This window comes from Nonomuraea sp. NPDC049158 (genome assembly GCF_040648335.1).
Taxonomy (GTDB): Bacteria; Actinomycetota; Actinomycetes; order Streptosporangiales; family Streptosporangiaceae; genus Nonomuraea.
The window spans coordinates 470,442-493,644 of sequence record NZ_JBEZDM010000003.1; the positions used below are offsets into that span (position 1 = coordinate 470,442).

A 23,203-nucleotide genomic window follows, 5' to 3' on the forward strand; every position below is an offset into this window, starting at 1 on the left:
CGGACGCACATCGCTGGCCGAGATCCCCCCGAACCTGTCCGATGGCAGCCCATCTGGCGTCTGTGAATTGACGTCACCGCGACCCGCCACGCTGGACCGTCACACTTCCCTTCTGATTCGGCCACCGGAGGCGAGATCCTCCGCGATCGCGCTGTCCGTGGAACGGGAGTTGGCGATGGTCTCGCGTAGCAGCGGCCCGGCGTCGACGATCTCGCCGACCAGCGCGGTCCCGGATTCGACCAGCCTGCTGGGGCCGTCGTCCTTGAGGTAGGCCTGCGCGAACATCCGCCCTTCCGCGCCGTTCCCCCAGGGAGCGGCCGCGTTGAGCGCCGTCAGCTCCGCGGACACCTCCGGCCACGCCTGCTCCAGGTCGAGGGCCATGGTGTTCCATCGGGCGATGCCGCTCTCGATGTACGGCCCCAGATACAGGGTCTGGCGGCTAGTAGCCGGCATGCTCCCTCCCCGCCATCTGGTCCGCGAGCTGCGCCAGCACGGTCTCCACGTCGCCGTCGAGGTGCGCCCGCATCTGCTCGGCGGGGATCACCGGCTCGAAGATCTCCACAACGCGCTGCCGCATCTTCTCCGCCGCGTGATGGGTGGTGTCGGTGATGACATCGGCCAAAGAACGCGCATCGGGGCGGCGGTAAATCCGGGGGTCAAGATCAAGCCGGATCAGATCACCACGCGCGTCGACCGTTACCGCGACCAGGCCGTCCGGGGATTTCTCCGTCACTTGTACGGCTTTCGCCTCCGCGAAAAGGCGAAGCCCGTCGTCCTGTAATCGAACAAACGCCTGGCGTAGTTCATCGGCGTAAGCCTGCATGCCAGACGCGTCCGCTTCTCCAGTCGATTGCACGTGCCGTTATCTCCTTATTACAGAGAGGTAACACCCGCCCTAGGAGTAACGGATCATATAGGCGTTATTCACCGTTGTTCATAGTGAATTCGTAAAAAACTAGAGTTTCCCGAGGTCAGCGGCGTGCTCGCGGAGCGCGGCCACCTCGTCACGGGCGACCCAGCGGCGGTACACGCCCCGCTCCACCCGCTCCAGCCCGAGCTCCATCGCCACGGGCGCCGACGCACCGGCGTACTCCAGCAGGACTTCGCCGTCCTTCTCCGCGATGACCAGGAAGGACGCGCCCTTCCACGCGCAGGTCGTGGTGACGAGGTCCACCCGCTCGCACTCCGCGGCGGGCACCGCCCTGACCCAGATGCCGGGAGCGACCTCCTCGAATCCGGCGCTCGGGGCGGTGACACGCAGACGCAGCCACACCCCGTCGGCACGCGACTCCGGAGCGGCCTCGTAGTCGGCCCCACCCCAGCGGGCGCGGTAGAAGGACCGCGTCATAGCGCCGCCAAGCGGTAGCAGGGCCGCGTCAGCACGCTGTCAGGCCGTAGAAACCGCGTCATTGCGCCGCCCGCAGGAGCCACTGTCCGAGGTCCCCGTCGAAGACGGCGCGGCCACGGGTCACCCCGTCGATCCCCAACTCCACGATCTCCGCCCCGTACGGGAGCGCGACTCCTGTCACCTTGTACTCCCTGATCGTCTGATCTACGCTCGGCACCAGTCCCATGCCGACGAAGGGCGGCTCCTCGATCACCCAGCCCGCGACAGCCCGCATTCCCTCCTCGTCCACCCCGCCGTAGGGCGTCGGGTAGAGATCGGCGCCGATCGCGGGCCAGCGCAGGATGTTCAGGGCGCCTTGGTCGGTGAGTGCGTCCTCCCGCGACAGCGCCTCGGCGAGCACGGATGGCGTCGCGATGTGGGCCACGTCGAGGGCGTGGTGGCAGTATCCGGACACCCGCGGCGCGCCGTCGTCGAGCAGCGCCTGGATCTCCGCGGGCCCCAGCAGTTTCTGCACGATCGGGACACCCGGTTCGACCGCGTGGTCCTGGGCCAGTGTGGGCACGGCGAGCCTGGCCACCGTACCCGGCTCCAGGAAGAACGCGAGCTCCAGCCCGGCGTTGATCGCCAACCCCCAGCGGAGGTCCGGCCAGCCCGCGGCGAGTTCCACCATCGACACGACCCGGTGCTCCTCCACGCCGGTGGCCGCTCTGAGGGCGGCTGCCGAGGTGTAGACGATCAGCCACGTACGCTCGTCGTCGGTCCGGGTGGCCCAGGCCATGGGCTCGTCGCCGGCGGCGGCGGCCTCGCTGATCGGCATCGCGAAGTCCGCCGCCCGCAGCAGGCCCAGGCAGAGGGCAAGGTCTCCTTGCGCCTGTGCTGCCGCTAGTCGTTCTTCGAAAGCACTGGCCTGCCACACACGGCACAGCCTATAAGCGCGCGCTCGCCACCCGCGGCCGTACGCTCGCCTGGTCTGTCTCGCCGGCGATGTCGAAACGGGCCGATCGGCCTCGACGTCCCCACCAAAGGCAAGGCGAGCGGACCAGGAGATCGCGATGAACCAGCAGATGAACCAGCCGACCATCCAGCAGGCGGAGCAGTCTGAGACGAAGATCGTCAGGATCCACTACTGGGCGGTCGTCGTCGCGGCTGTGGTGACGCTGTTCGCCAGTGCCGTCTACTACGCGGTGTTCGGCGGCGTGTGGATGAGGCTGAGTGGCGGGGTCGCTTCCACCTCTCCCCAGGCGTGGGAGATAGCCGCTCAGTTCGGCAGGAACGTCATCGAGATGCTCGTGCTGGCCACGCTCATGAGGTGGCTCCGGATCGTCACCTGGACGGGTGCGCTGCGGCTCGGCCTCCTGGTGTGGGGCGGGTTCCAGGCACTGGCGATCGCGGGCTCCGTCATCCACGAGCACTATCCGGTGGGGCTGTACGTCCTGCACGTCGGCGACGCGCTGATGACCACGCTGATCGCGGCGTCCATCCTCGTCCGCTGGTCCCGCCCTCGGGCGTAGAGGCCCTCGGGCCTAGGGGTCCTTTGGGTGCAGGGGTCTTTGGGTGCGGGGGTCCTCGGGTGCAGAGGTCCTCAGGTGCAGGAAGGAGACGCCGCGCGGTCGCCGTTCGGAGCCGCGCGGTCGCCGTGTCGCAGGTCGCAGGTCGCAGGTGGAGGTCAGTGGAACTGCGGGACGATCAGGTAGATGCCGTAGCCGACCACCGCCGCGCAGGCGGCGAAGCACAGGACGGCGGCGGCCAGCGGGCCGGTGCCCGTGGCATGCCGCTCCTCGGCTACCTGGCGGGCCGATATCGCCAGCACGCCGAGGGAGAAGACGACCACGACGACGACGCTGACGGCCAGACTGACGACGAGGACTTGGCCGAGAGCGGCCCATTTGATGTCCATCACGATCCCCTCAGGCGGCGACCCGCCGTGGTAGGGCGAGCAGTTCGTTTCAGGCGGCGACCCGCTGCGGCTGGGCGGGTAGTTCGTTGACGTTGCCCGCGTGTACGGGCTCGCGGCGGCTGGCCGCGTACAGGCCGGCTGAGACGGCGATCGCGACCACGGCGGCGATGGTGACGCCGAGCGTGCCGGTGGTGGCCACGGCGGCGGCCACTCCGCCCACCGCTGCCGCCGCGGGCAGGGTGAGCAGCCAGGCCAGTGCCATCCGGCCGGCCAGGCCCCAGCGCACCTGGGCCAGGCGCCGGCCCAGCCCGGTGCCGAGGATGGCGCCGGAGACCACCTGCGTGGTGGACAGCGCGAAGCCCAGGTGGGAGGAGGCCAGGATGACCGTGGTCGCGCTGGCCTCGGCGGCGAAGCCCTGCGGGGACTCGATCTCGGTGATGCCCTTGCCCATGGTACGGATGATGCGCCAGCCACCCAGGTAGGTGCCCAGGCCGATGGTCAGCCCGGCGGCGGCGATCACCCAGATGGGCGGGGCGGAGCCGGAGGCGAGCGCGCCGGTCGAGATCAGCGTCAGGGTGATGACGCCCATGGTCTTCTGCGCGTCGTTGGTGCCATGGGCCAGCGATACCAGCGACGCGGAGGCGATCTGACCGAAGCGGAAGGTGCTGGTCACCGACTCGTGCCGGGCCCGGGCGGTGATCGTGTAGGCCAGGTAGGTGGCGGTCATGGCGACGAACCCGGCGATCAGCGGCGAGGCCAGCGCCGGGATGAGGATCTTCTGCAGCACCGTGTCGAAATGGACGCCGCGCATCCCGGCCCCGACCCAGACCGCGCCGATCAGGCCCCCGAACAGCGCGTGCGAGGAGCTGGACGGCAGCCCGAACAGCCAGGTGAGCAGATTCCAGAGGATCGCGCCGATCAGCCCGGCGAACACCATCGGCGGTGTCACCAGCTTGTCGTCCACGATCCCGCCAGAGATCGTCTTGGCGACTTCCACTGACAGGAAGGCGCCCACGATGTTCAGTACGCCCGAGATCGCCACCGCCACCTTGGGCCGTAGCGCGCCGGTCGCGATGGAGGTGGCCATCGCGTTGGCCGTGTCGTGAAAGCCGTTGGTGAAGTCGAAGGCCAGCGCCGTGATGATCACCACGACGACCAGGAACGTCACGTGCTCCATGTCGTTGTCCCCATCGTCTCGCCGTAACTCGGACGTTAGGCGCACGTGGTGAACCGGCCGTGAACTCCCAGCGGAGACCGGATAACGAAGTCCGGTCTCCGCACCGAGAGGGTTCAGTCGGTGTTGGACGGACGGCGCCACGGGCCGGTGATCGCCAGGACGTGGCCGGGGGTCTGGATGTTGGCGAACAGGATCCGGCCGTCGGCGCTGAAGGTGGGGCCGGTGAACTCGCTGTCGTTGAGGTCGTTACGCGCCATCGGGTACGCCTTGCCCTGCGCGGTGACGCCCACCAGGTGCTGGATGCCCTCTCCGTCCTCGGCGAGGATCACTCCTCCGTACGGCGAGACGGTGATGTTGTCCGGCCCGTCGTAGTTCGTGTCCTGGGTGGGGTCGGGGTTGACGCCGAAGATGGTCTTCAGCGTGACCGTCTGGTGGTGCGGGTCGTAGAACCACACCTGGCCGTCATGCTCGTTGACGCTGCCGTCGGTGTGGCGGGCGTAGCTCGCGACGAAGTAGGCGCCGCCGTCCGCCCACCAGGCGCCCTCCAGCTTGCGGCTGCGGGTGACCTGGTCGTTGGGCAGCTGGGTGCGTACGGACTGGACGAGCGCGTCGCGTTCGGGCACCTCCACCCACCGGACCTGGTAGCGGGTGCCGGGGGAGGTGGCCTCCGACAGGTCGGCGACGTGCGTGCCGTCGCGATAGCAGCTCAACGCCTCCAGCTTGCCCGCGGTCGCACCGCCGTCGGAGAGGGCCAGCTCCCGCAGCGTGCCCTTGCCGCCGTGGAACCTCTTCGGCGGCGTCCAGCGGTAGTAGAGCCCGCTCGGGCCGGAGGCGTCCTCGGTCAGGTAGATCGCCGACGTCTTCGGGTCGACGGCGACGGCCTCGTGCGAGTAACGGCCGAGGAACTTCAGCGGCACCGGGTCCTGGTTGGCCTTCCGGTCGAACGGGTCGACCTCGAAGACGTACCCGTGGTCCTTCTGGAAGGCGCCGCCGGCCCGCTGCTCGGTCTCCTCGCAGGTCAGCCAGGTGTTCCACGGGGTCTTGCCGCCCGCGCAGTTGTTGTGCGTGCCGGCCAGGCTGACATATTCGCGGATCCGTACGCCGTGCGCGTCCACGTCGATGTTGGTGGTGCCACCACCCGCGCCCGGGTCATAGGTGAGGCCGGGCAGGGCAGGCACCCGGTACGGCTCGCTGCCGCCGATCTCGTGGTTGTTGACCAGTGTGGCGCCGCCCTTGCCACGCCCGAGCTCGGCGTCCGCCCCCTCACTCTCGAGCCCGGCGCTCTTGCCACGGGTGAAGCTCGCCGTCCCGTCCGCGTCGCTCGGCGTCGGCTCGCCGCTCTCCAGCAGCGTCACCCCCGCCTCCGCGACGATCCGGTAGGAGAACCCGGCGGGCAGGGCCAGCACCCCGGCCGGATCGGCGACCAGCGGGCCGTAGCCGAGCGGGGGCCGCGTGGCCGCGAACGCGGCGGGCCCGGCGATCGCCTCGATGCTGCCGGCGAACACTATGCCGAGGCCACCGGCGGCGCTGCGGCCGAGGAAGGAACGGCGAGAGACAGGTGCGGACATGGGACATCGCCTCCAACGTTGACGTCTGCAGGGCCGACCCAATTGCGTCGCGGGAAAGGGTGGCACCCCGCACTCCGTCCTTATGGTGAACGCTCGAGGAAGAACCGGCACCCCGATTGATCGTCTTGATCGCCGGAAAGTGAATGATTCGTACGCACTGCGTTTGGAACCACGTCATGTGACGCTCCTAGCGTGCCGGTCATGAAACGCATCTCCCTCGCGGTGGGCGCGGCCCTGCTGGCCGTGAGCCTCGCCCCCACGACCTACGCCGCCGCGGACGACGGGCGGGCCGGCACGGGCCGCGCCACGCTGACCGGGTTCGCCGCGCTCCCGGCGCAGACCTTCGTGCCCGGCAGCGAGCCCTCCGGCTCCCAGATCGGCACCACCCCGATCAACGGCGTCACCCCGCCCTTCGCCGGCCAGCCGGTCCAGGGGTTCAGCGGCATCGTCCGGCGCGGCGACGGCAGCTTCGACGTGCTGTCCGACAACGGGTACGGCGGCAAGAACAACAGCGCCGACTTCCTGCTGCGCGTGCACCGGATCAGGCCGGACTTCAAGGCGGGCACCGTACAGGTGCTGGGCGGGTTCAACCTGTCGGACCCGCGCGGCCGGGTCTCTTGGCCGCTGACCAGGGCGGACCGGGTGCTCACCGGCGCCGACTTCGACGTGGAGTCGATCGTCCGGGCGGCGGACGGCACGTACTGGATCGGCGACGAGTTCGGCCCGTTCCTGCTGCACTTCTCCGCCACCGGCACGCTGCTGGAGGCGCCGATCGAGCTGCCCGGCGTCAAGGCGCCGGAGAACCCGACCCTCAACGGGGCGACGCCGAATCTGGCCGGCAGCAAGGGCTTCGAGGGCATGGCCCGCTCCGCCGACGGCCGCTGGCTCTACCCGCTGCTGGAGGGCACGGTCAGCGGAGACCCGGCGGGCACGCTGCGGCTGAACCAGTTCGACGTGCGTAAGCGGGCGTACACCGGCAAGCGCTGGACGTACAAGCTGGACAGCCCGTCCAACGCGATCGGCGACGCCATCGCGGTGGACGAGCACCGCTTCCTCATCATCGAGCGGGACAACGAGCAGGGCGACGCGGCCAAGCTCAAGCGCGTCTACCTGGCCGACACCCGCGACCGCGACCACGACGGGGCGCTGGACAAGACGCTCGCCGCCGACCTGCTGGACCTGGCCAATCCCCAGGGCCTGGGCGGGTTCGGGGAGACCTTCCGCTTCCCGTTCCAGACCATCGAGGACGTCGTGATCCTCGACGACCGTACGCTCGGCATCCTCAACGACAACAACTTCCCGTTCTCGTCCGGACGGACGGCGGGGCAGCCGGACAACGACGAGTTCATCACCGTCCGCCTGCCCTTCCGCCTGCACGCCCGCTGACGAAGAGGGGGCGGGCCGCACCGCCCGCCCCACCGTCGTCAGCTGCCCGGGACTCTCAGGTGAAGTCGAGGGGCCCGTCGTTGAAGAGCTTGAACGGGCCCCCCAAGATCGCCTGCCCCAACCCGTTGTCGTGATCGCTCAGCTGGCGCTGGTAGCTGGAGCCGTATCCGCCGTCGAGGTAGGTCTCGCGGGCCGCCTGCTCGTGGCCCAGCTGACTCCCCATCTTGTACGCCTCCTGGTTGGCCGCCTGCTCCTGCTTGTCCCGGGCGGCGCTGTACTCGGCGAAGTCCGTGCCGACCGGGCTGTTACCCCACCGGTCCTTGGCCAGGTGAACCTGGCGCACGAACTCTCCCGCGAGCGCCTCGGAGCTGGCGGTCTCGGCTCCGCCGATGCGGATGACGTTGAGCTGCCGGTTGTAGTCGGACCAGTGGATGTTCTCCCCCTTTTGGTACAGCGTGGTGATGCCGTGCTCCCTGGCGTAGGCCAGCGCCTCCCGCCCGGCGGCGGTCTCGTTCAGGACCCGCTCGGTGTCCTCCTGCGCCTGCGAGTTGTTGTCCCACGGGTGGAGCGCCAGCGTGTTGGCTCCGACCAGGGCCGTCTGCACCCCCGGGATGATCATGAGACGAGCCAGCAGGTGCCTCGCCAGCTGGAGAGACGTGATCGCGCCCCTGGCGATGTTGCGCTCCACCTGGCCGAGAGCCAGGGCGAGGGCCTTGCGCGTCTCCATGATCCGCCGCCTGCCGAACAGCGCCCCCAGCACCGGACCGAGCTGGAACCCGCGGATGAGCGAGATCAGGAGCACCAGGAGGGTGATGACGAGCAGGTACTTCCACGCGGTCTTGAACACCACGAGGGTGGTGGTTCCGGCGCCGACCAGCGCGGTGGCCACGGAACCATCGTCCATCCGCTTCGATTCGAGGCTGTAGTCGTTTTCGAAGACGTTGACGTCGCCGCTGTAGTTACCGGCCGCCCGTACGTGCGCGGCGGCGGGATCGGCCTGAGCCTTGCCATCCTTGGCGGCGGAGGCGAGGTCCATCCATGAGCCGGCCCCCTGGAGGCGCGACATCTCATCGGATCGCGGCCAGGGAGCGTCGGCCGCGACGAAGCCGTGCACCGCACGCAGGGCGGGCGGCAGTTCCCAGGTCACAGCGCCTCGATCGGGGTGGTCGTCCGGCCCGCGGCCGCGGCGCTGGCCTGCTCGGCCTGGGTGAGGTTCGCCTCCGACAGGGCGTGCTTCGACGCGATGCCACGCAGACGTTCGGCGGTGCCGCCGTACGCGCCCCGCACCAGGTCGATCAGCCCTGAGAACTCGGCGTCGAACTGGGCGCCGGGCCGGTCGGGACCGTCGGCCGCCGCCGCGCGCCCGGCGCCGTGGAGCGAGCCCCACATGGACTGCTCCAGCCGGTCGGCGGTGTCCGCGAACCGGCTCGCCGAGACGAGCCGGCTGCCGAAGACGACCCGCAGCTCGTCGTTCCTGTCTTCCACTCGTGTCACCATCGTTCCGCTAGTAGCTCACGTCGCGTGCTCATCAGGTCGGCCGCATCAGCCGGTCCAGCCTCATGGTCAGCTCGTTGGCGACGGAGAGGATCTCGTTCATGTTGCCGTGGGCGTCGGCCTTGATGTCCTGAAGCAGGGCGTTCAGCTCGGGCGTCTCCTGCTTCAGCGCGTCGGGGATGGCCGCCGCCGCGCGCTCCTGGGCGGCGGCTCGCGCCTGGCTGAACGCCACCCTGATCGCGGCGGCCAGCTCGTACGAGGAGAGCCGCATCGCCCTCGGGTCGATCACGAGCCCGACCAGGTCGCTGGTGCCGTCGACCTCCGCCTTGACGAGGCCGTTCGCCGCCACGCCGGTCTCCCGCAGGGCGGCGAACCGGTCAAGGAAGTCCGGGGGATCCGAGGACTCGTCGTTCATCCGGGGGGTCTCCAAGCAGCATGGTGCGGTCAGCGCCTCTGGTGGCGCAGCCAAGATCCTAGGAGGCGGCCTCAGGGCTCTCCGTCAATGATCATCAGAGTTCATCGACGGTTAACCACGCGTTCTGGCCGTTCCCCAGGTCCCCGGGGAACTAGCCGAGGGCGTGGTCGAGGTTGAAGGCGGCGCTGATGAGGGCCAGGTGGGTGATGGCCTGCGGGAAGTTGCCGAGTTGCTCGCCGGTGTGCCCGATCTCTTCCGCGTACAGCCCCAGGTGGTTGGCGTAGGTGAGCATCTTCTCGAAGGCCAGGCGGGCTTCGTCGACGCGGCCGGCGCGGGCCAGGGCTTCGACGTACCAGAACGAGCAGATCGAGAACGTGCCCTCCGGCCCCTCCAGCCCGTCCGGGCTGGCCTCGGGGTCGTAGCGATAGACCAGCGAGTCGGAGACCAGCCCGCTGCCGAGGGCGTCGAGGGTGGACAGCCACTTGGGGTCGGTGGGGGAGACGAACTTGGCCAGCGGCATCATCAGGATGGACGCGTCCAGGACGTCGTCGTCGAAGTGCTGGACGAACGCCTGCAGCGAGGCCGACCAGCCGTGTTTCATGATCTGGTGGTAGATCGTGTCGCGGGCCCGCCGCCAGCGCGGTATGTCGGCGGGGAGCCCCCGATGCGCGGCCATGCGCATGGCGCGTTCGATGGCCACCCAGCACATCAGCCGTGAGTAGACGAAGTCCTTGCGCCCGCCGCGGGTCTCCCAGATGCCTTCGTCGGGCTGGTCCCAGTTCTCGCAGACCCAGTCTATTAGCGTGCAGACCTGCTCCCAGCGGTCGCTGGAGATGGGGTTGCCCCATTTGTTGTAGAGGTAGATGGAGTCGAGGAGGGCCCCATAGATGTCCAGCTGGAGTTGGTTGACGGCGGCGTTGCCCACGCGTACCGGCGCGGACCCCCGGTAGCCCTCCAGGTGGTTCAGCTCGGATTCGGGCAGCTCGCTGCGGCCGTCGATGCCGTACATGATCTGCAGCGGGCCCGTACTGCTGACGCCGGTGAGCGGGACGTGCGTGGACAGGAAGCCCATGAAGGCTTCGGCCTCCTCGGTGAAGCCGAGCCTGAGCAGCGCGTACACGCAGAACGCGGCGTCGCGTACCCATACGTAGCGGTAGTCCCAGTTACGTCCGCCCTTGACCTGCTCGGGCAGGCTGGTCGTGGGTGCGGCGACGATCCCGCCGGTCGGCGCGTAGGTGAGCAGCTTCAGCGTGAGGGCCGAACGGTGGACGACCTCACGCCACCTGCCGCGATAGCGGGAGGCGGACAGCCACTTCCGCCAGAATCGTACGGTGGAGGCGAACTGCTCCTCCGCCTCCGCGATCGGGCAGGGCCGTGGGGTGATCCCGTCGCCGATCCGGTCGAGGGCGAATACGGCGTGTTCGCCCTCCTTGAGCTCGAAGCTCGCCCAGGCGTCCCGTCCGTCGGTTTCGATGGGCACGCTGGCCGACAGCGCGAGGGACAGGGACTCCGACTCGAACGTCGTCCGGGACCCCTGTTGGTGGACCGTGTGGGGTGCCCTGGCGTAGTCGAACCGGGGAGCCACCCGGGCGCGGAACGGGAGGGCGCCACGGACGCAGGCCACCCGGCGGATCACCCGGTGCCGGTCCACCTCGTCGGAGTCTTCCTCGATCGGCATGAAGTCCTGGATCTCGCCCACCCCGTCGACGGCGAAGAAGCGGGTGATCAGGACATTGGTGTCGGGGAAGTAGAACTGCTTGGTCTTCGCCAGGGTGTCGGCGAACAGCTCGAACGACCCGCCCTTGTCGGCGTCCAGGATCGAGGCGAACACGCTCGGGGCGTCGAAGCTCGGGCAGCAGTACCAGTCGATCGTGCCGTTGGTGCCCACGAGCGCGACCGTGCGCAGGTCACCGATCAACCCGTGCTCACCGATCGGCAGGTACCGCGAGTCCTCGGGGTAGCCGCCTGGTCCAGCCGTCATATCTGTTCCCTGCCACGATTCCGGGAAAATATGCAGGTCAGAGCAGCTCGACGCGCAGTCAGGCTGCTGATGGAGGTGGGGGCATGCCGTACGAAGCGCTCATGGTCAGGACCCGCTTCTCCAGATACAGGCACATCATCTCTGTCACCGTGTCTCTGTTCTGCGGCGTGAGCTGGAATATCTCCACTGCCTCATGTTCCTTCAGGACATCGACCCACGGCTCGGCGGGGGACATGACAGTGCCCAGGATGAGGCACGGGCTTTCGAGCATGTCGAGTACGACCTGCCGAAACGCCGCGGAATACAGCTGCATGGGGCCGATCTCGTCCACCAGCACGATTCCCCCTGGATTACTGGACAGGGAGGCGCGCAGGGCGGGCACGGCGACACCGTCCAGGAATTCGAGGTCCACGCCATACTTGAGACGTCCATGGCTGAGCAGCCGTCCCACACGCATATCGCTGTCCGAATCAATCGACGCGAGCCGGCCCGAGCGGCCGTCCAGCATCTCGATCTCGAAGCCCACGCGCTTGCCGTCTATTCGCCGCTCGGTGGCGAAGAAACCTTCGACGCTCTTGGGCGCCAGTCTGGTCACGACGTTTCTCAAGGCCGTCGTCTTGCCGACCTTTTTGACGCCGGTGAAGAGCAGTGCCCTACCCATGATCGCTCCCCGGAATGAGTAGCCGCGGCAGGCCGGCGCCCTTGAGGTCGCCCCAGAGAACCGGGTTCTGGCGGCCGCTGCTGTGGTCACGCACTTGATGGAAAACCAGGTCGTACAGGCTGGCCAGACCGATGACGTTCGTGGTCCCGGGCCTGCGTAGCTGCTGGAGCAGGTAGTAGGAGAACACGCCATGTCCGAGAGCGCCGTCTTCCCGAGCGACCTCGTCGTCGGCGCAGGCCGACAGGAAGATCGTTCCTGAACCGAGCGGCAGGCTCTCCAGCCGGATTCGCGGTCGGTGAGTTCGGCGCTGCTCCGCCAACAGGGGCCCGGTGATCCCGCGCCCGTCGGAGTAGCCGGAAAAACAGGCATCGAGGATGAACACCACGAGGCGCGCGTTGAGTCGACTCGCCAGCCGGGCCAGATCTGTATGCACCTCGATGGCGCTCGAAAGCAATGACTGCCGCTGGGTGTCATGACAGACCAGGAAGCGTGACACTTTATCGAGCCCGGGATGAATTTCGGGGGAGCCATGCCCGGCGAAGTAGATCAGCACCGCGTCGCCGCGATCGACGCTCCGCGCCAGCCGCACCCCGATGAGATCCATGATGCCCGACCGGGTTGCCTGACCGTCGATGAGTGGATGCACCCGCACGCTGTCCGCGTATAACGCCTGCCCGAACAATCCGGCGAGGGCGAGCGCATCCGCTCGCGCGTATGACAGGTCGGGGATCGTCATGTCGGCGTACTTGTTCACGCCGATGAGCACCGCATGCAGCCGGGTCATTCGCGACCTCCCGCCGAGCTGTGTTCGAGGTAGTCACGCAGAGCCTCTGCCGCCAGCAAGTCGCCATAGCCCAGGAGCGCCGCCCCATCGGGGACGGGATAGGAGTAAGAAGCGTGGAGCTTGGAGCGAGAGACCGCCAACTGGTGATACCTCGAGCCGTCGCGGAGGCGGACGACGGCCAAGGGCGTCACCTTCAGCAGCGCGTCGGCCGTGTCAGACAGCATCGTCACTGTCTGCTTCTCGCCCTGACGCCCCAGCCCCAGCATGCGTCGCGCGGTGTTGGCCTCGGTGACCAGGCCGTCCAGGCCGCCCAGAATCTCCGCGACCTCGGTCAGGGCATCGAACAGCCGATAGAAGTCGTGCGGCACCACGTCGAGCACCACGAGGGCGCCACTCCGTCTGGCCTCGGCGGCAGCCGCGACGACCGCCGCGAACCGTGGTACGGAGCGGGAACGCAGGCAGAGCCCCGAGATCCAGATGAGATCCCATGGCCCGAATTCGCCGGCACGCACGAAGTCGCTCGCCAAGGCGTCATTGGCACTGATAGAGGACGTGAACATGTGGCGCGCACCGGACGCGTCGTAGGCCACGAGGGTACGAGCCGTGGGCGCCGTGGCACTGCGCTGAACCCGGCACTCGAACGGGGCTGCGGCCAGCACATCGCCGATGATCTCGCCGGCGGCATCCTCGCCTACTGAGCCGACGACCGTAGGCGAAAGCCCGAACTGTACGGCCCGTCTGGCGAACTGGTAAGCCGTGCCACCCACCTGGTCGGCTATGGGCGCGCGCACCAGGAGCTCGCCAGAGCCGGCGACGCGGGACCAGGTTTTCGGCAGCCAGGTCTCCACGACGGTATCCAGACACAGGTCGCCCATGACGAGCACTCGAGGCGGGTCGTTCACCGCTCTGTTCCCGTGGGCATGTCGAGAATGTGGCCGTGATTGATTTTATCCCGATAGTAATCACGTAGCTGCGGGTGGCGTTCGAGATCGACCGCCACCGGCAGTAGGTTCGCTACTTTTATCCCGTCTCCAGCAATGGCACCGGCTTTGGCCGGACTATTGGTCAGCAGGCGGACGGACGTCACCCGCAGGTCGTACAGAATGGCGGTCGCCTGCTCGTAGTGCCGCTGGTCGTCGCCGTAGCCCAGCCTCCTGTACGCCTCGGTCTGGGGGATGCCCTCCTCGGCGGACAGCTGCGTGGCCAGCATCAGCGCGAAATGTCCATTGGCTCGTCCCTCCTGGTCAAGCCAGATCACGACCCCCCTCCCGTGCTCCTGGATCGTCGCCTGCGAGGCGGCCATCTGCTCGCGGCAGTCGCATTCGATGCTGTTGAAGACATGAGCGGAAATGCAGGCCGAGTGAACCCGGCACGGCACTTCCTCCTGGCCGCTCACCTCGCCGTGGACCAGGGCGATGCTCTCCGCCGTCCCGTCGTAGTAGAGAATTTCCCGCCAGCTGCCGAATTTTGTGGTGAGCGGGCGCTCAGCGAGTCTGACGATCGCTCTTGGCATGCCTCTACTCCAGATTGTCGGGCACTTGTAGACCGGCCTGTTTCCGCAATATCAAGTTCAGGGCCATGACGTGGCTGCAGGTGGCATGCAGGGCGAAGAAGTCGCACGTGCACGACCAGGAGCCGGCCTCGAAGCTGATATGCCGCTCATCGTGCTCGGATCGCATGGTGACCTGCAGCGAGTCAAGGCAGAACCTGTCCTGCTCCCGGGCGTAACGCTCCGCCTTCTGCCACTTGGCGGCGACCGCCCCTGTCATATCAGGCATTGTTTTCCGTTCCTTCGTGAGTTTCCAGCCACGTCTGGATCTCCGTGGTAAGTCCGATCCGCAGGACACGGCTCTCCGTCAGGGCGCTCCGCGCGTTGTCCCGTGCGCTTTCCGGCGCGCTGTTGGCCCAGTCGAGGAGCGCTTGGCCGAATTGGGCGTGTACCAGCCACACCTGATCCCCGAGCGTCTCGGAGATCTGCCGGCTCTCCGTGAACAGCCGTTCCGCGTCGGCTGTTCGACCGGTCTCGAGAGCGAGTTTGGCCATTTGGAACAGTGTCGCCTGTTCCATTACGGGATCTCCGACCAACTGCTCCAAGAGCAGCGCCTCCTCGTACAGGGTTCGGGCGGACTCGGTCCGGCGCGCGGCGTGTTCTATTCGCGCCCGCTCATGGATGGTTTTGGCCAGGTCTCCGTCACGGCCGGCGCGTCGCCGGCTCTCGTATACGCGGGTCAGCAGCTCCAGCGCCTCATCCAGACGGTCCTTGCGATAAAGAATCTTGGCGATCTGATGATCGATGTCAGAGATCGCCTCTTCGTCGTCGGTCAGCTGACGCGCCTCCCGATAGACGGTTTCCGCCTGATCGAAATCGCCCATCCGGTAATGCACCTGGCCCACCCCGCGAAGTGCCTGCAGCCATAGGCCGCGGGCGTCCGCCTCCATCGCCAAGGACGCGGCCTGTCCGTAAGCGTCTTCCGCGTTCGTGAAAGCGGCCAGGCGATATTCCACCAATCCGCGGACGATGAGGAAAGCCGCCTGCCGTATGTGATCGCCGGACCGGGACGCGGCCCGGATGGCGGCGTCCAGCAGGTCAAGCGCCAAGGGCCACGGCCCTCTGCGGACCAACGGGAGGTCCCGGTGGCCCACCACCGCTTCGCAGTAGCTCAGGATGTCTCGCCAAAGCCCCAGATCTTCGGCGACGCGCAGCGCTCTGCGGATGTTGCCCGACTCGTCGGCGGGATAGTCGCCCTCACTCGCCAGTTCCATCTGCTGGGCAAGCTGCAGCCTTATGAGGTCGCTCATCTTTTCCTGGGACAGCCCCGCGTGCCGGCGTCGCAGATGGGCGACAAGGAGCGAATGCATGACGCAGCGCGTGCCGCCTCCCGGCTGGTCGTGGCGGTCGATCAACGCGGCGCCATGCAGCTCGTTGAGCGCCGCGTCGAGCCGGGATCTCGTCGCGGCGGTGAGATCACGGCCGCCCATCGCCACATGCCGCCACGCTGATTCTTCGGCTCCGTCCTCGAAGACGGCCCAGGCGTCGAGCAGGTCTCGCACCGCGGGAGTGCGCTCCTCCAGAACAGTGATCACCCTGCCGAGCATCTCGCTGTTGACCGCGAGCGGCCCGCCGCCGCTCAGCCGCAGGAGATCGCCCCGCATCTCCGTCCAGCGTTGCCCGAGCCGCAGAAGGGACGCTGTGCACTCGATGGTCTTCGGATGCCCGAAGCACAGCCGAGAGGCTTCGGCCACGTGCTCATCCGCGCCCACCAGCCTCCTCGCCCGCTCGGCCCCGCCCAGATGGGCGACCATGAGCTCGCGGGACGCGTCCTGGGGCAATCCCCGCACGGTGATCACATTCGCACCGATGATGCTCTGCAGTTCGGCGCGGTGGGTGTAGGAAATGAGCACGGCACGTCCGCCGAGGCTCGTGTCCCAGGAGCTCAGCAGGGCTATGACCTCCGCGAGGACGGATTCGGGCGCTTCATCGATGTCATCGAAGATGAGGAGGAAGCGGCCGCGCGAGAGTCGCATGGCGGCTTCTTCGGGCCGCATGGTGCCCTCCCCTTTCGGCCAGCCCAATACCTCGGCTAGATCGGATGCCGCGAAGCTGCCCCGTAGCGAGAAGTAACCGATGCCACCGCGAAATCGCCAACCGTAGCGATTGGCCATTGTCTGGACGATGGTCGTCTTTCCGTTTCCGGTGATTCCGACCAGGCCTATGTAAGGACTTCCTCTGTCTTCGTCGAACAGCCGGTGATAGAGGGCGAGCAGTTCGTCGGCCCGATCGACGACCGCGCGGTGCTGCGTCGGCACGTTCGCCGGCGGATTGCAGGCGAAATAGTTGGGGCGTCCGCTGGTCGGCATGACGTCGAACGCGGGCGCGCTTTCTCGTGGCCCGCGGACTCGAATGGGATCTGGCGTATTTCTCAGCGGCATACGACGAAGCACGGCTTGCGAGGCGCTGTTGACCACCTGGCTGAGCGGGGTCCTGGTGAAAAGGAGTCCGTAGATTTCCTCGATGGCGCGCAGGGCGTCAAGTCTGCTGATGCTGCCGGCCACGGAGATGGTGGTCAGGTTTCGATTGGCTAGCGCGAGCCGGTCGGCGAGGCTCTCGGTCGAGCATCCGTTCAGGACGAGCAGGCACTGTTGACGATTGGGAAACGCGTCGGCGAATTCGTCTTCGCCCACCAAGATCGCGGTGCCGTCATTGTCTTCGAACTCGATTCCGCCACCACTATGAGCGGCCACATGAACAATGTCGAACTTATCGCTGGCCAGCGCGCGCCTAAGGTTGCCGATGGTCGGCGGGGTTAGGCGGAGGATGTCCACTTCCGCCCCTGCTTCCTCCATCGCGGCAGTGACGTGCGCAAGCTCGGTTTCCGGGTGAAGCCGCCCAGGATCGTTGATAGGCGACGGCGTGACCAGGAGCAGCCGTATCGGCGCGGTGCTCGCCGCGAGGGCCTCGTTCAGTGTTACGGGCGTCGTCACGCTCGCCTCCCAGCATGAGGGGAAGCCCTAAATTATGCAGCCGCTCGCTTAGTCTAGACGGAAAGTTCACTCAGAAACATCGGCGAACTTCGAAGGGCGTTTCATCACACTGTGCCCCCTTTGTGGGCATCACAAGTAAACGATCAATGCTTCTTGTTGATCAACGGCGTGTCGCTCTTAAAGGTATTTATGGACTAGGGGCGGTGGGTGAGTCGATCTTCGCGCCCCACGCCGTCGGCTTGTGGCCTGTGCTTTATTTGTGCTCCCGCCTGCCAGGATGATCTCCGACCGCTCCTTCGTGGAACAGCCGAGAGACAGTCGGGGGTAACGAGCATGATTTCGCAGGTCAGGCCGGGAAGAGGCGTCGCCTTATCAATCGGCGTCCTGCTCCTGGCCATGTCGGGCGCCACCGCCGGAGCCGTGACGGAGACGACCACCGCCGGAGCCGTGACGGAGACGACCGCAGCCGGGGCCGTGGCCGGGACGGCCACGTCGACCGCCACGGCCGCGGCCACCGGACCCCTGCCGTTCGATCTGCCGGCGAAGGCCACCCTGCGGGCCTCCGCCAAGAAGGTGTTCGCGCACTACTTCACGCCGTACCCCGTCTCTCTGGACAACAAGGAGAGCGGCGTCGACTACTACACCAAGAACTACCTCAACCCGGCCGGCGAGAGCGGCAAGCACGCCGTCTACGGCGGGCTGCTGCGCGACCGCCCGCAGCCGCGTGCCGTGCTGTCCGGCGACTACCAGCTTCAGGACATGGAGAGCGAGGTCAAGACGGCCGCAGCGGCGGGCATCGACGGCTTCACCGTCGACATGCTCTCGCTGTCCAGCGCCAACTGGACCCGGCTCAAGCTGCTCGTGAAGGCGGCCGAGACGGTCGACACCGGCTTCACCATCGTCCCGATGCCCGACATGACGTCGTTGACGGCCGACGCCGCGACGCTCGCCGCCTCCCTCGCCGAGCTGGCCGCGTCGAAGTCGATCTACCGCCTGGCCGACGGCCGCGTCGTCGTGTCGCCGTTCAAGGCCGAGGCCAAGACCGTTGCCTGGTGGGCGGACCTCATCGACATCATGAACACCAAGTACGGCATCAAGGTCGCCCTCGTACCGACGTTCCTGAACTTCTCCGCCAACGCCGCGGCCTTCGCCCCGATCAGCTACGGCTTCTCCAACTGGGGCAACCGCAGCCCGGCCGGGCAGTCGGGCATCGCGAGCAACATCAAGAAGGCGCACGACCTCGGCAAGATCTGGATGCAGCCGGTCTCCGTCCAGGACGAGCGCCCGAACCAGAGCATCTACGACGAGGCCCTGAACACCCAGAACCTCAGGACCACGTGGGCGGGCTCCATCGGCAACGGCGCGGACTGGGTCCAGCTCACCACCTGGAACGACTTCTCCGAAGGCACCCAGTTCACCCCGTCCCCGCACAACGACTCGTCCTATCTGGACATCTCGTCGTACTACCTGACATGGCTGAAGACCGGTAAGGCCCCGGCGATCGTCCGAGACACGGTCTACCTGACCCACCGCACCCAGCTAGCCGCGGCCAAGCCCACGGGCGGCCAGACGAAGCTGATGGCGCCCCGCTCGGGCACCAGCACGCCCAGGGACAGCGTCGAGATCCTTTCGTTCCTCACCGGCGCCGCGACCGTGAACGCCACCATCGGCGGCGCGGCCAAGACCTACCAGGCCGAGGCGGGCCTGCGGACCCAGCTCTATCCGCTGGCCAACGGCACCAACAAGGTCTCCGTGGTCCGTTCCGGGACGACGACGGCCAGCGTCACCTCCCCCTGGACCGTGGTGGCCGCTCCCGTGGTGCAGGACCTGCAGTACCACGCGGTCAGCAGCGGACGCTGATCGCGAAAGGGCCACCCGAGGGAGTCCTCGGGTGGCCCTTTCGCGCGTTCCTCCTTCCGGCTGTGAACAGCTCCTTCCGGCTGTCAGCGGTTCCTTCCGGTTGTCAGCACCTCCTGCCGCTGTTGATGCATCGCACGACGTTGTTCATGAGCTGCTTCGACATCAGCGCGATGGCACCCGCGTGGTCGGTGTTCGGGCTGTTCCCTTCGCTGGGGGCGCTGTCCACCATGAAGGGGACGTTCGTACCGTCGGGCTGGGTGTTGGGCACGTCGTCGTAGACGAGCGTGACGCGCAGCTGCGGCACCGCCTGGGTGTCGGCCGGGCAGGCTCCGTTCTCGTCGGGGAAGACGACGTGGGTACGGTGGTCCGCGCTGTCGAGGTTCTGGCCGTCCCAGCAGCTGGGCATGTCGAAGACACGCATGAGGTTGCTGCCGGACGGGCAGAGCGGATACTTGTCGGTCAGCCTGTTGGCGAAGCCGGTGCAGCTCCACGTGGGCCGGGCGTTGGCCGCGTCACTGGCACTGGCACTGGCCGTGTCGCTGGCGGTGGCACTGGCCGTGTCAGTGGGCAGGTCGCTCGGCACGTCACTGGCCGTGTCGCTGGGCAGGTCGGTAGGCACGTCAGTGGGCAGGTCGGTGGGCACATCGGTGGGCAGATCCGTGGGCACATCGGTGGCAGTGTCGCTGGGCGCGTCACTGGCCGCCGCGTCACTGGGCCTGCCGCCGCTCACCGCCTGCGCGTCGCCGGTGATCAGCCTGAGGAACTGAGGCGCCGCCGAGACCCTCGACATGGCGTTGCCACGGAACTGCAACTGCACCACAGACGGCCGCACGGCTGTGCCGGCGCTGCCGTCCGCCCCGCCTACCCGCAGGACCGGCCAGAAGTACGTCGACCTGTCGGCGCGGATACGGCAGGTGGTGTCCGAGGCGGCCAGGCTCTCGTTCGTGGAGAAGGCGTCAGTGGACACATTGCCCACGTAGTCGTTCAGCTGCTGGCCCCCCTTGGCCACACCTGGAGCGGTGATGATGTTGTCGCTGTTGGCGTGACCCTCCTGGGGCGTGCCGCACCTGGAGACGAAGGAGCCGCTGGAAGCGGCCCGCTGCGGCTGCTGCACGGGGGAGACCGACTGGATGTCGACGAAGTCGTCGGCCGTCGGCCCGGACGCCGCCTTCGGGCTCGCGCTCGCGCTCGGCTTCGAGGTCGCGCCGCCGCCGCTGCCGAGCTTGCAGGTGGCCAGGCCGTCCAGCCCGGTGGGCCGGTCGGCCACTCGTCCGATGGCTGTGGCCATGCGGTTGATGGTGGCTGTTCGTTTGTCGGCCAGGGGGCCGAGGATGGCGTTCTGTACGAAGTTGGGGCCGCCTTCCCCTGCTGAGGTGACGAGTCGCTTGTTGGCTTCGTCGATCTGGGTTTGCAGGAGTTTGAGGTTGCGGTCGATTTCGGCTTGGGCCTGAGCGGGAATGTCCGGCAGCTTGCCCGCCACGTCCGGGCAGGTGATCTTGTTTCCGCCGTTGGCGGGGGGCGTGGTCGCGTTGTCGGACGGCGGCGACGTGGGGGGCTCCGAGGCCTCCGGGGCCTGCGTGGCGGGGGCGGTCGCGCCGCCACCGTTGCCGAGCTTGCAGGTGGCCAGGCCGTCCAGCCCGGTGGGCCGGTCGGCCACTCGTCCGATGGCTGTGGCCATGCGGTTGATGGTGGCTGTTCGTTTGTCGGCCAGGGGGCCGAGGATGGCGTTCTGTACGAAGTTGGGGCCGCCTTCCCCTGCTGAGGTGACGAGTCGCTTGTTGGCTTCGTCGATCTGGGTTTGCAGGAGTTTGAGGTTGCGGTCGATTTCAGCTTGGGCCTGGGCGGGAATGTCCGGCAGTTTGTCGGCGACGTTCGGGCAGGTGATCGCGTCCGCGCCGGCGGACAGGTTCACCATGTTCCGCGACTGCCCGGATAATGGGCCACCCGCCAGAACGAGGGCGACACCTCCGACTAGGGAAACAACTCCCAGCCAGGGCCTGAATGGCTTGCTCCCCGAGGCATTCGCCATACGGGAACTCCTCCCGGATTGATGACGTGAGCGGGAAAGCCCGCTTTTCATCAGATACGGGGGCATCGTCATCATGGTTCACCCGGATGGCGAAGTCGCAGGTCAGACCGGCGATTCGCGCTGACAGCGAAGGCCTCGCCGGGAGTCCGATCAGCTCGGCGGGGTCTTCGTGAGTCCATCGGTCATAGGGATTGTCGCAGGTGAGAAAGCCGTAGCGCTTCCTGTGCGCTGAACCTGGATCCGACTGATTTGACGGGCACGATTCCAGCGGTGCCGCCGCCGCCCATTTCGCCGGTGAGAACGGTCAGTGAACAGCGCTCCGGCGCACGCACGGAAGAATGCCACGGGTTATCGGCGAACTCTTCGCTGCCCCGGAAAATACGAATTCCGCCTTTTTTGTGCAGGGGGCTCCGGGTGGTGCCGGGCGCGGTCGGTGTCGCGATGGCCCTATGCACCTAACCAAGCGCTTGCTACGCTCCGCTCATGCTGTCCACGATCGTCTGGGGCACCGGCAATGTCGGCCGTGCGGCCATCCGTGCCGTCGAAGCTCATCCGGCACTGGAGCTCGCGGCCGTACTCGTTCACGATCCCGGAAAGGTCGGCCGCGACGCGGGCGCGCTCGCCCGGCTCGGCCACGATCTGGGGGTCGCGGCGACCGACGACGTCGACGCGGTGCTGGCCGCCGGTCCCCGCGCCGTCGTCTACGCGGCCTCCGGCGACATCCGCCCCGACGAGGCGCTCGCCGACATCATCAGAGCGCTCCGCGCCGGCGCCGTGGTCGTCACCCCCTCCTTGTACGCGCTCTATGACCAGCGCAACGCCCCGCCTGAGCTGCGGGAGCCGGTGCTGGCCGCCATCGCCGACGGCGGTGGCTCGCTGTTCGTCTCCGGCATCGACCCGGGCTGGGGCAACGACGTGCTGCCCCTGTTGATCAGCGGACTCGGCGGCACAGTCGACGTGATCCGCTGCCAGGAGATCTTCGACTACTCCACCTACGACCAGCCCGACTCGGTCCGGTACCTGGTCGGCATGGGCCAGCCGATGGACTACGAGCCGCCGATGATCGCGCCGACGGTCCCGACCATGGTGTGGGGCGGACAGGTACGGCTGATGGCCAGAGCCCTCGGCGTCGAACTCGACGAGATCCGCGAGAGCCGCGACCGGCGCCCGCTCGACGCCACGGTTCGTACGGAGACGATGGGCGAGTTCGACGCCGGCACCCAGGGCGCGGTGCGCTTCGAGGTGCAGGGCATCGTCGAGGGCGAGCCGCGCATCGTCATCGAGCACGTCACCCGCATCCACCCGTCCTGCGCCCCGGACTGGCCGACGCCGCCCGACGGCCACGCGGCGCACCGGGTGATCATCGAGGGCCGCCCGCGCATCGAGGTCACCATCGAGGCCACCGACGAGGGCGGCAACCGGGCCGCGGGCGGGAACGCCACCGCGGTCGGCCGGCTGGTCGGCGCCATCGACTGGCTCGTGGCGGCCGAACCCGGGCTCTACGACGCGCTCGACGTCCCACTGCGCCCCGCGATCGGCAAACTCGGGAGGAAACAACCATGAACCTCGACATTCCCGAGGGAAAGGACGCGATCGAGTACGTCTGGGGTGAGATGGTGCCCGGCATCGGGACCGCCGCCTCGCACTTCTCCCTGTCGGTGTACGCCCACACGACCCTCGGGCTCCGCGAGTTCGAGGCGGCACGGCTGCGGATCGCGCAGATCAACGGGTGCGCCTTCTGCCTGGACTGGCGTACCGAGCGGGACGGGCAGAAGGTCGAGGAGGAGTTCGCCGACGCGGTGACCCAGTGGCGCACCACCGACGCCTTCGACGACCGCACCCGGCTCGCCGCCGAGTACGCCGAGCGGTATGCCCTGGACCACCACGGCCTCGACGACGAGTTCTGGACCCGGATGACCGCGCACTACAGCCAGCTCGAGATCGTCGAGCTGAGCATGAGCATCGGCTCCTGGCTGGCCTTCGGGCGGCTCAACCACGTACTGGGCCTCGACACCGTGTGCCGGCTGCCCAGCGGCCGTTCACCCGCCACGCGGCGGACCCGCTAGATCTTCTCCAGGCTTTCTCCAGGCGCGAGCTGCAGCAAGAACCTGTTCTCATCCC

General features: G+C 67.7%; 23 protein-coding genes. 5 read left to right on the forward strand and 18 right to left on the reverse strand.

Annotation, left to right across the window (positions count from 1 at the left end; translation table 11 throughout):
* Positions 1-99: 99 nt before the first annotated feature.
* The 4 genes from AB0B61_RS09695 to AB0B61_RS09710 all read right to left on the reverse strand — a co-directional run bounded on the left by AB0B61_RS09695 (position 100) and on the right by AB0B61_RS09710 (position 2,264).
* On the reverse strand, positions 100-453 hold the full coding sequence (locus AB0B61_RS09695) for a hypothetical protein (protein WP_358430133.1): 354 nt from the start codon (positions 451-453) through the stop codon (positions 100-102).
* Positions 440-856 carry a YbaB/EbfC family nucleoid-associated protein gene (locus tag AB0B61_RS09700; RefSeq protein ID WP_358430135.1) on the reverse strand — a complete coding sequence of 139 codons (417 nt, stop codon included), beginning with the start codon at positions 854-856 and terminating at the stop codon, positions 440-442. Before AB0B61_RS09700 ends, AB0B61_RS09695 begins: the two co-directional genes overlap by 14 nt.
* 99 nt (positions 857-955) lie before the next feature.
* Positions 956-1,348, reverse strand: coding sequence for a hypothetical protein (locus tag AB0B61_RS09705; RefSeq protein ID WP_358430138.1), 393 nt, complete (start codon positions 1,346-1,348; stop codon positions 956-958).
* A gap of 58 nt (positions 1,349-1,406) precedes the next feature.
* Positions 1,407-2,264, reverse strand: a complete 858-nt coding sequence (locus tag AB0B61_RS09710) for an SseB family protein (RefSeq protein ID WP_358430140.1) — start codon at positions 2,262-2,264, stop codon at positions 1,407-1,409.
* Positions 2,265-2,400: 136 nt separating this feature from the next.
* Between AB0B61_RS09710 and AB0B61_RS09715 the strand changes: the two genes are divergently transcribed.
* On the forward strand, positions 2,401-2,859 hold the full coding sequence (locus tag AB0B61_RS09715; protein WP_358430142.1) for a DUF1761 domain-containing protein: 459 nt from the start codon (positions 2,401-2,403) through the stop codon (positions 2,857-2,859).
* Positions 2,860-3,014: 155 nt separating this feature from the next.
* Here AB0B61_RS09715 and AB0B61_RS09720 read toward each other — a convergent pair whose 3' ends face one another.
* From AB0B61_RS09720 to AB0B61_RS09730, 3 genes are all read right to left on the reverse strand, one after another.
* Positions 3,015-3,245 (reverse strand): hypothetical protein, encoded by a 231-nt coding sequence (locus AB0B61_RS09720; RefSeq protein ID WP_225295534.1) that lies wholly within the window; start codon positions 3,243-3,245, stop codon positions 3,015-3,017.
* Positions 3,246-3,294: 49 nt separating this feature from the next.
* A complete protein-coding gene (locus tag AB0B61_RS09725; protein ID WP_358430145.1) occupies positions 3,295-4,422 on the reverse strand; it encodes an inorganic phosphate transporter in 1,128 nt (375 codons plus the stop codon).
* Between the two features lie 113 nt (positions 4,423-4,535).
* Positions 4,536-5,990 (reverse strand): alkaline phosphatase PhoX, encoded by a 1,455-nt coding sequence (locus tag AB0B61_RS09730; protein ID WP_358430147.1) that lies wholly within the window; start codon positions 5,988-5,990, stop codon positions 4,536-4,538.
* 201 nt (positions 5,991-6,191) lie between these two features.
* Here AB0B61_RS09730 and AB0B61_RS09735 point away from each other — a divergent pair, with 201 nt between their 5' ends.
* Complete coding sequence (locus AB0B61_RS09735) at positions 6,192-7,376, forward strand: esterase-like activity of phytase family protein (protein WP_358430150.1); 1,185 nt, start codon at positions 6,192-6,194, stop codon at positions 7,374-7,376.
* Positions 7,377-7,431: 55 nt separating this feature from the next.
* Here the strand turns inward: AB0B61_RS09735 and AB0B61_RS09740 are convergent, their stop codons facing one another.
* The 10 genes from AB0B61_RS09740 to AB0B61_RS09785 form a co-directional block, all read right to left on the reverse strand.
* Positions 7,432-8,523: a hypothetical protein gene (locus AB0B61_RS09740; protein ID WP_358430152.1), complete on the reverse strand. Its 1,092-nt coding sequence runs from the start codon at positions 8,521-8,523 to the stop codon at positions 7,432-7,434.
* A complete protein-coding gene (locus tag AB0B61_RS09745) occupies positions 8,520-8,861 on the reverse strand; it encodes a hypothetical protein (protein WP_358430154.1) in 342 nt (113 codons plus the stop codon). The genes AB0B61_RS09740 and AB0B61_RS09745 overlap by 4 nt, the downstream gene beginning before the upstream one ends.
* A gap of 43 nt (positions 8,862-8,904) precedes the next feature.
* Entirely contained in the window at positions 8,905-9,285 is a 381-nt protein-coding gene (locus AB0B61_RS09750) for a YbaB/EbfC family nucleoid-associated protein (RefSeq protein ID WP_358430156.1), read from the reverse strand.
* Between the two features lie 151 nt (positions 9,286-9,436).
* A complete protein-coding gene (locus AB0B61_RS09755) occupies positions 9,437-11,266 on the reverse strand; it encodes a glycoside hydrolase family 15 protein (RefSeq protein ID WP_358430158.1) in 1,830 nt (609 codons plus the stop codon).
* Between the two features lie 58 nt (positions 11,267-11,324).
* Positions 11,325-11,927, reverse strand: a complete 603-nt coding sequence (locus tag AB0B61_RS09760; protein WP_358430160.1) for a nucleoside-triphosphatase — start codon at positions 11,925-11,927, stop codon at positions 11,325-11,327.
* Entirely contained in the window at positions 11,920-12,711 is a 792-nt protein-coding gene (locus AB0B61_RS09765; protein WP_358430162.1) for a caspase family protein, read from the reverse strand. The genes AB0B61_RS09760 and AB0B61_RS09765 overlap by 8 nt, the downstream gene beginning before the upstream one ends.
* A complete protein-coding gene (locus tag AB0B61_RS09770) occupies positions 12,708-13,586 on the reverse strand; it encodes a PfkB family carbohydrate kinase (RefSeq protein WP_358430435.1) in 879 nt (292 codons plus the stop codon). Before AB0B61_RS09770 ends, AB0B61_RS09765 begins: the two co-directional genes overlap by 4 nt.
* A gap of 23 nt (positions 13,587-13,609) precedes the next feature.
* Positions 13,610-14,224, reverse strand: a complete 615-nt coding sequence (locus AB0B61_RS09775) for a hypothetical protein (protein ID WP_358430163.1) — start codon at positions 14,222-14,224, stop codon at positions 13,610-13,612.
* Between the two features lie 4 nt (positions 14,225-14,228).
* The gene (locus AB0B61_RS09780) at positions 14,229-14,480 is read right to left on the reverse strand and encodes an SWIM zinc finger family protein (protein WP_358430166.1); all 252 of its coding nucleotides are present in this window, start codon (positions 14,478-14,480) and stop codon (positions 14,229-14,231) included.
* Position 14,481: 1 nt separating this feature from the next.
* Positions 14,482-17,193, reverse strand: coding sequence for a tetratricopeptide repeat protein (locus AB0B61_RS09785; RefSeq protein ID WP_358430168.1), 2,712 nt, complete (start codon positions 17,191-17,193; stop codon positions 14,482-14,484).
* Positions 17,194-17,526: 333 nt separating this feature from the next.
* Between AB0B61_RS09785 and AB0B61_RS09790 the strand changes: the two genes are divergently transcribed.
* A complete protein-coding gene (locus tag AB0B61_RS09790; RefSeq protein WP_358430170.1) occupies positions 17,527-19,053 on the forward strand; it encodes a glycoside hydrolase family 71 protein in 1,527 nt (508 codons plus the stop codon).
* A gap of 103 nt (positions 19,054-19,156) precedes the next feature.
* Here the strand turns inward: AB0B61_RS09790 and AB0B61_RS09795 are convergent, their stop codons facing one another.
* A complete protein-coding gene (locus AB0B61_RS09795; RefSeq protein ID WP_358430172.1) occupies positions 19,157-20,968 on the reverse strand; it encodes a DUF1996 domain-containing protein in 1,812 nt (603 codons plus the stop codon).
* 597 nt (positions 20,969-21,565) lie between these two features.
* On the opposite strand from AB0B61_RS09795, the gene AB0B61_RS09800 reads away from it, so the two are divergent.
* Entirely contained in the window at positions 21,566-22,645 is a 1,080-nt protein-coding gene (locus tag AB0B61_RS09800; protein ID WP_358430175.1) for a dihydrodipicolinate reductase, read from the forward strand.
* Entirely contained in the window at positions 22,642-23,148 is a 507-nt protein-coding gene (locus tag AB0B61_RS09805) for a carboxymuconolactone decarboxylase family protein (RefSeq protein WP_358430177.1), read from the forward strand. Before AB0B61_RS09800 ends, AB0B61_RS09805 begins: the two co-directional genes overlap by 4 nt.
* Positions 23,149-23,203 lie beyond the last annotated feature (55 nt).

What these genes read in the sequence shown, in the direction of transcription:
- AB0B61_RS09695 (WP_358430133.1), bottom strand. Translation starts at nt 453, where the DNA reads ATGCCGGCTACTAGCCGCCAGACCCTGTATCTGGGGCCGTACATCGAG.
- AB0B61_RS09705 (WP_358430138.1), bottom strand. Translation starts at nt 1,348, where the DNA reads ATGACGCGGTCCTTCTACCGCGCCCGCTGGGGTGGGGCCGACTACGAG.
- AB0B61_RS09715 (WP_358430142.1), top strand. Translation starts at nt 2,401, where the DNA reads ATGAACCAGCAGATGAACCAGCCGACCATCCAGCAGGCGGAGCAGTCT.
- AB0B61_RS09720 (WP_225295534.1), bottom strand. Translation starts at nt 3,245, where the DNA reads ATGGACATCAAATGGGCCGCTCTCGGCCAAGTCCTCGTCGTCAGTCTG.
- AB0B61_RS09725 (WP_358430145.1), bottom strand. Translation starts at nt 4,422, where the DNA reads ATGGAGCACGTGACGTTCCTGGTCGTCGTGGTGATCATCACGGCGCTG.
- AB0B61_RS09730 (WP_358430147.1), bottom strand. Translation starts at nt 5,990, where the DNA reads ATGTCCGCACCTGTCTCTCGCCGTTCCTTCCTCGGCCGCAGCGCCGCC.
- AB0B61_RS09735 (WP_358430150.1), top strand. Translation starts at nt 6,192, where the DNA reads ATGAAACGCATCTCCCTCGCGGTGGGCGCGGCCCTGCTGGCCGTGAGC.
- AB0B61_RS09750 (WP_358430156.1), bottom strand. Translation starts at nt 9,285, where the DNA reads ATGAACGACGAGTCCTCGGATCCCCCGGACTTCCTTGACCGGTTCGCC.
- AB0B61_RS09755 (WP_358430158.1), bottom strand. Translation starts at nt 11,266, where the DNA reads ATGACGGCTGGACCAGGCGGCTACCCCGAGGACTCGCGGTACCTGCCG.
- AB0B61_RS09760 (WP_358430160.1), bottom strand. Translation starts at nt 11,927, where the DNA reads ATGGGTAGGGCACTGCTCTTCACCGGCGTCAAAAAGGTCGGCAAGACG.
- AB0B61_RS09765 (WP_358430162.1), bottom strand. Translation starts at nt 12,711, where the DNA reads ATGACCCGGCTGCATGCGGTGCTCATCGGCGTGAACAAGTACGCCGAC.
- AB0B61_RS09770 (WP_358430435.1), bottom strand. Translation starts at nt 13,586, where the DNA reads ATGGGCGACCTGTGTCTGGATACCGTCGTGGAGACCTGGCTGCCGAAA.
- AB0B61_RS09775 (WP_358430163.1), bottom strand. Translation starts at nt 14,224, where the DNA reads ATGCCAAGAGCGATCGTCAGACTCGCTGAGCGCCCGCTCACCACAAAA.
- AB0B61_RS09780 (WP_358430166.1), bottom strand. Translation starts at nt 14,480, where the DNA reads ATGACAGGGGCGGTCGCCGCCAAGTGGCAGAAGGCGGAGCGTTACGCC.
- AB0B61_RS09790 (WP_358430170.1), top strand. Translation starts at nt 17,527, where the DNA reads ATGATTTCGCAGGTCAGGCCGGGAAGAGGCGTCGCCTTATCAATCGGC.
- AB0B61_RS09795 (WP_358430172.1), bottom strand. Translation starts at nt 20,968, where the DNA reads ATGGTGAACCTGTCCGCCGGCGCGGACGCGATCACCTGCCCGAACGTC.
- AB0B61_RS09800 (WP_358430175.1), top strand. Translation starts at nt 21,566, where the DNA reads ATGCTGTCCACGATCGTCTGGGGCACCGGCAATGTCGGCCGTGCGGCC.
- AB0B61_RS09805 (WP_358430177.1), top strand. Translation starts at nt 22,642, where the DNA reads ATGAACCTCGACATTCCCGAGGGAAAGGACGCGATCGAGTACGTCTGG.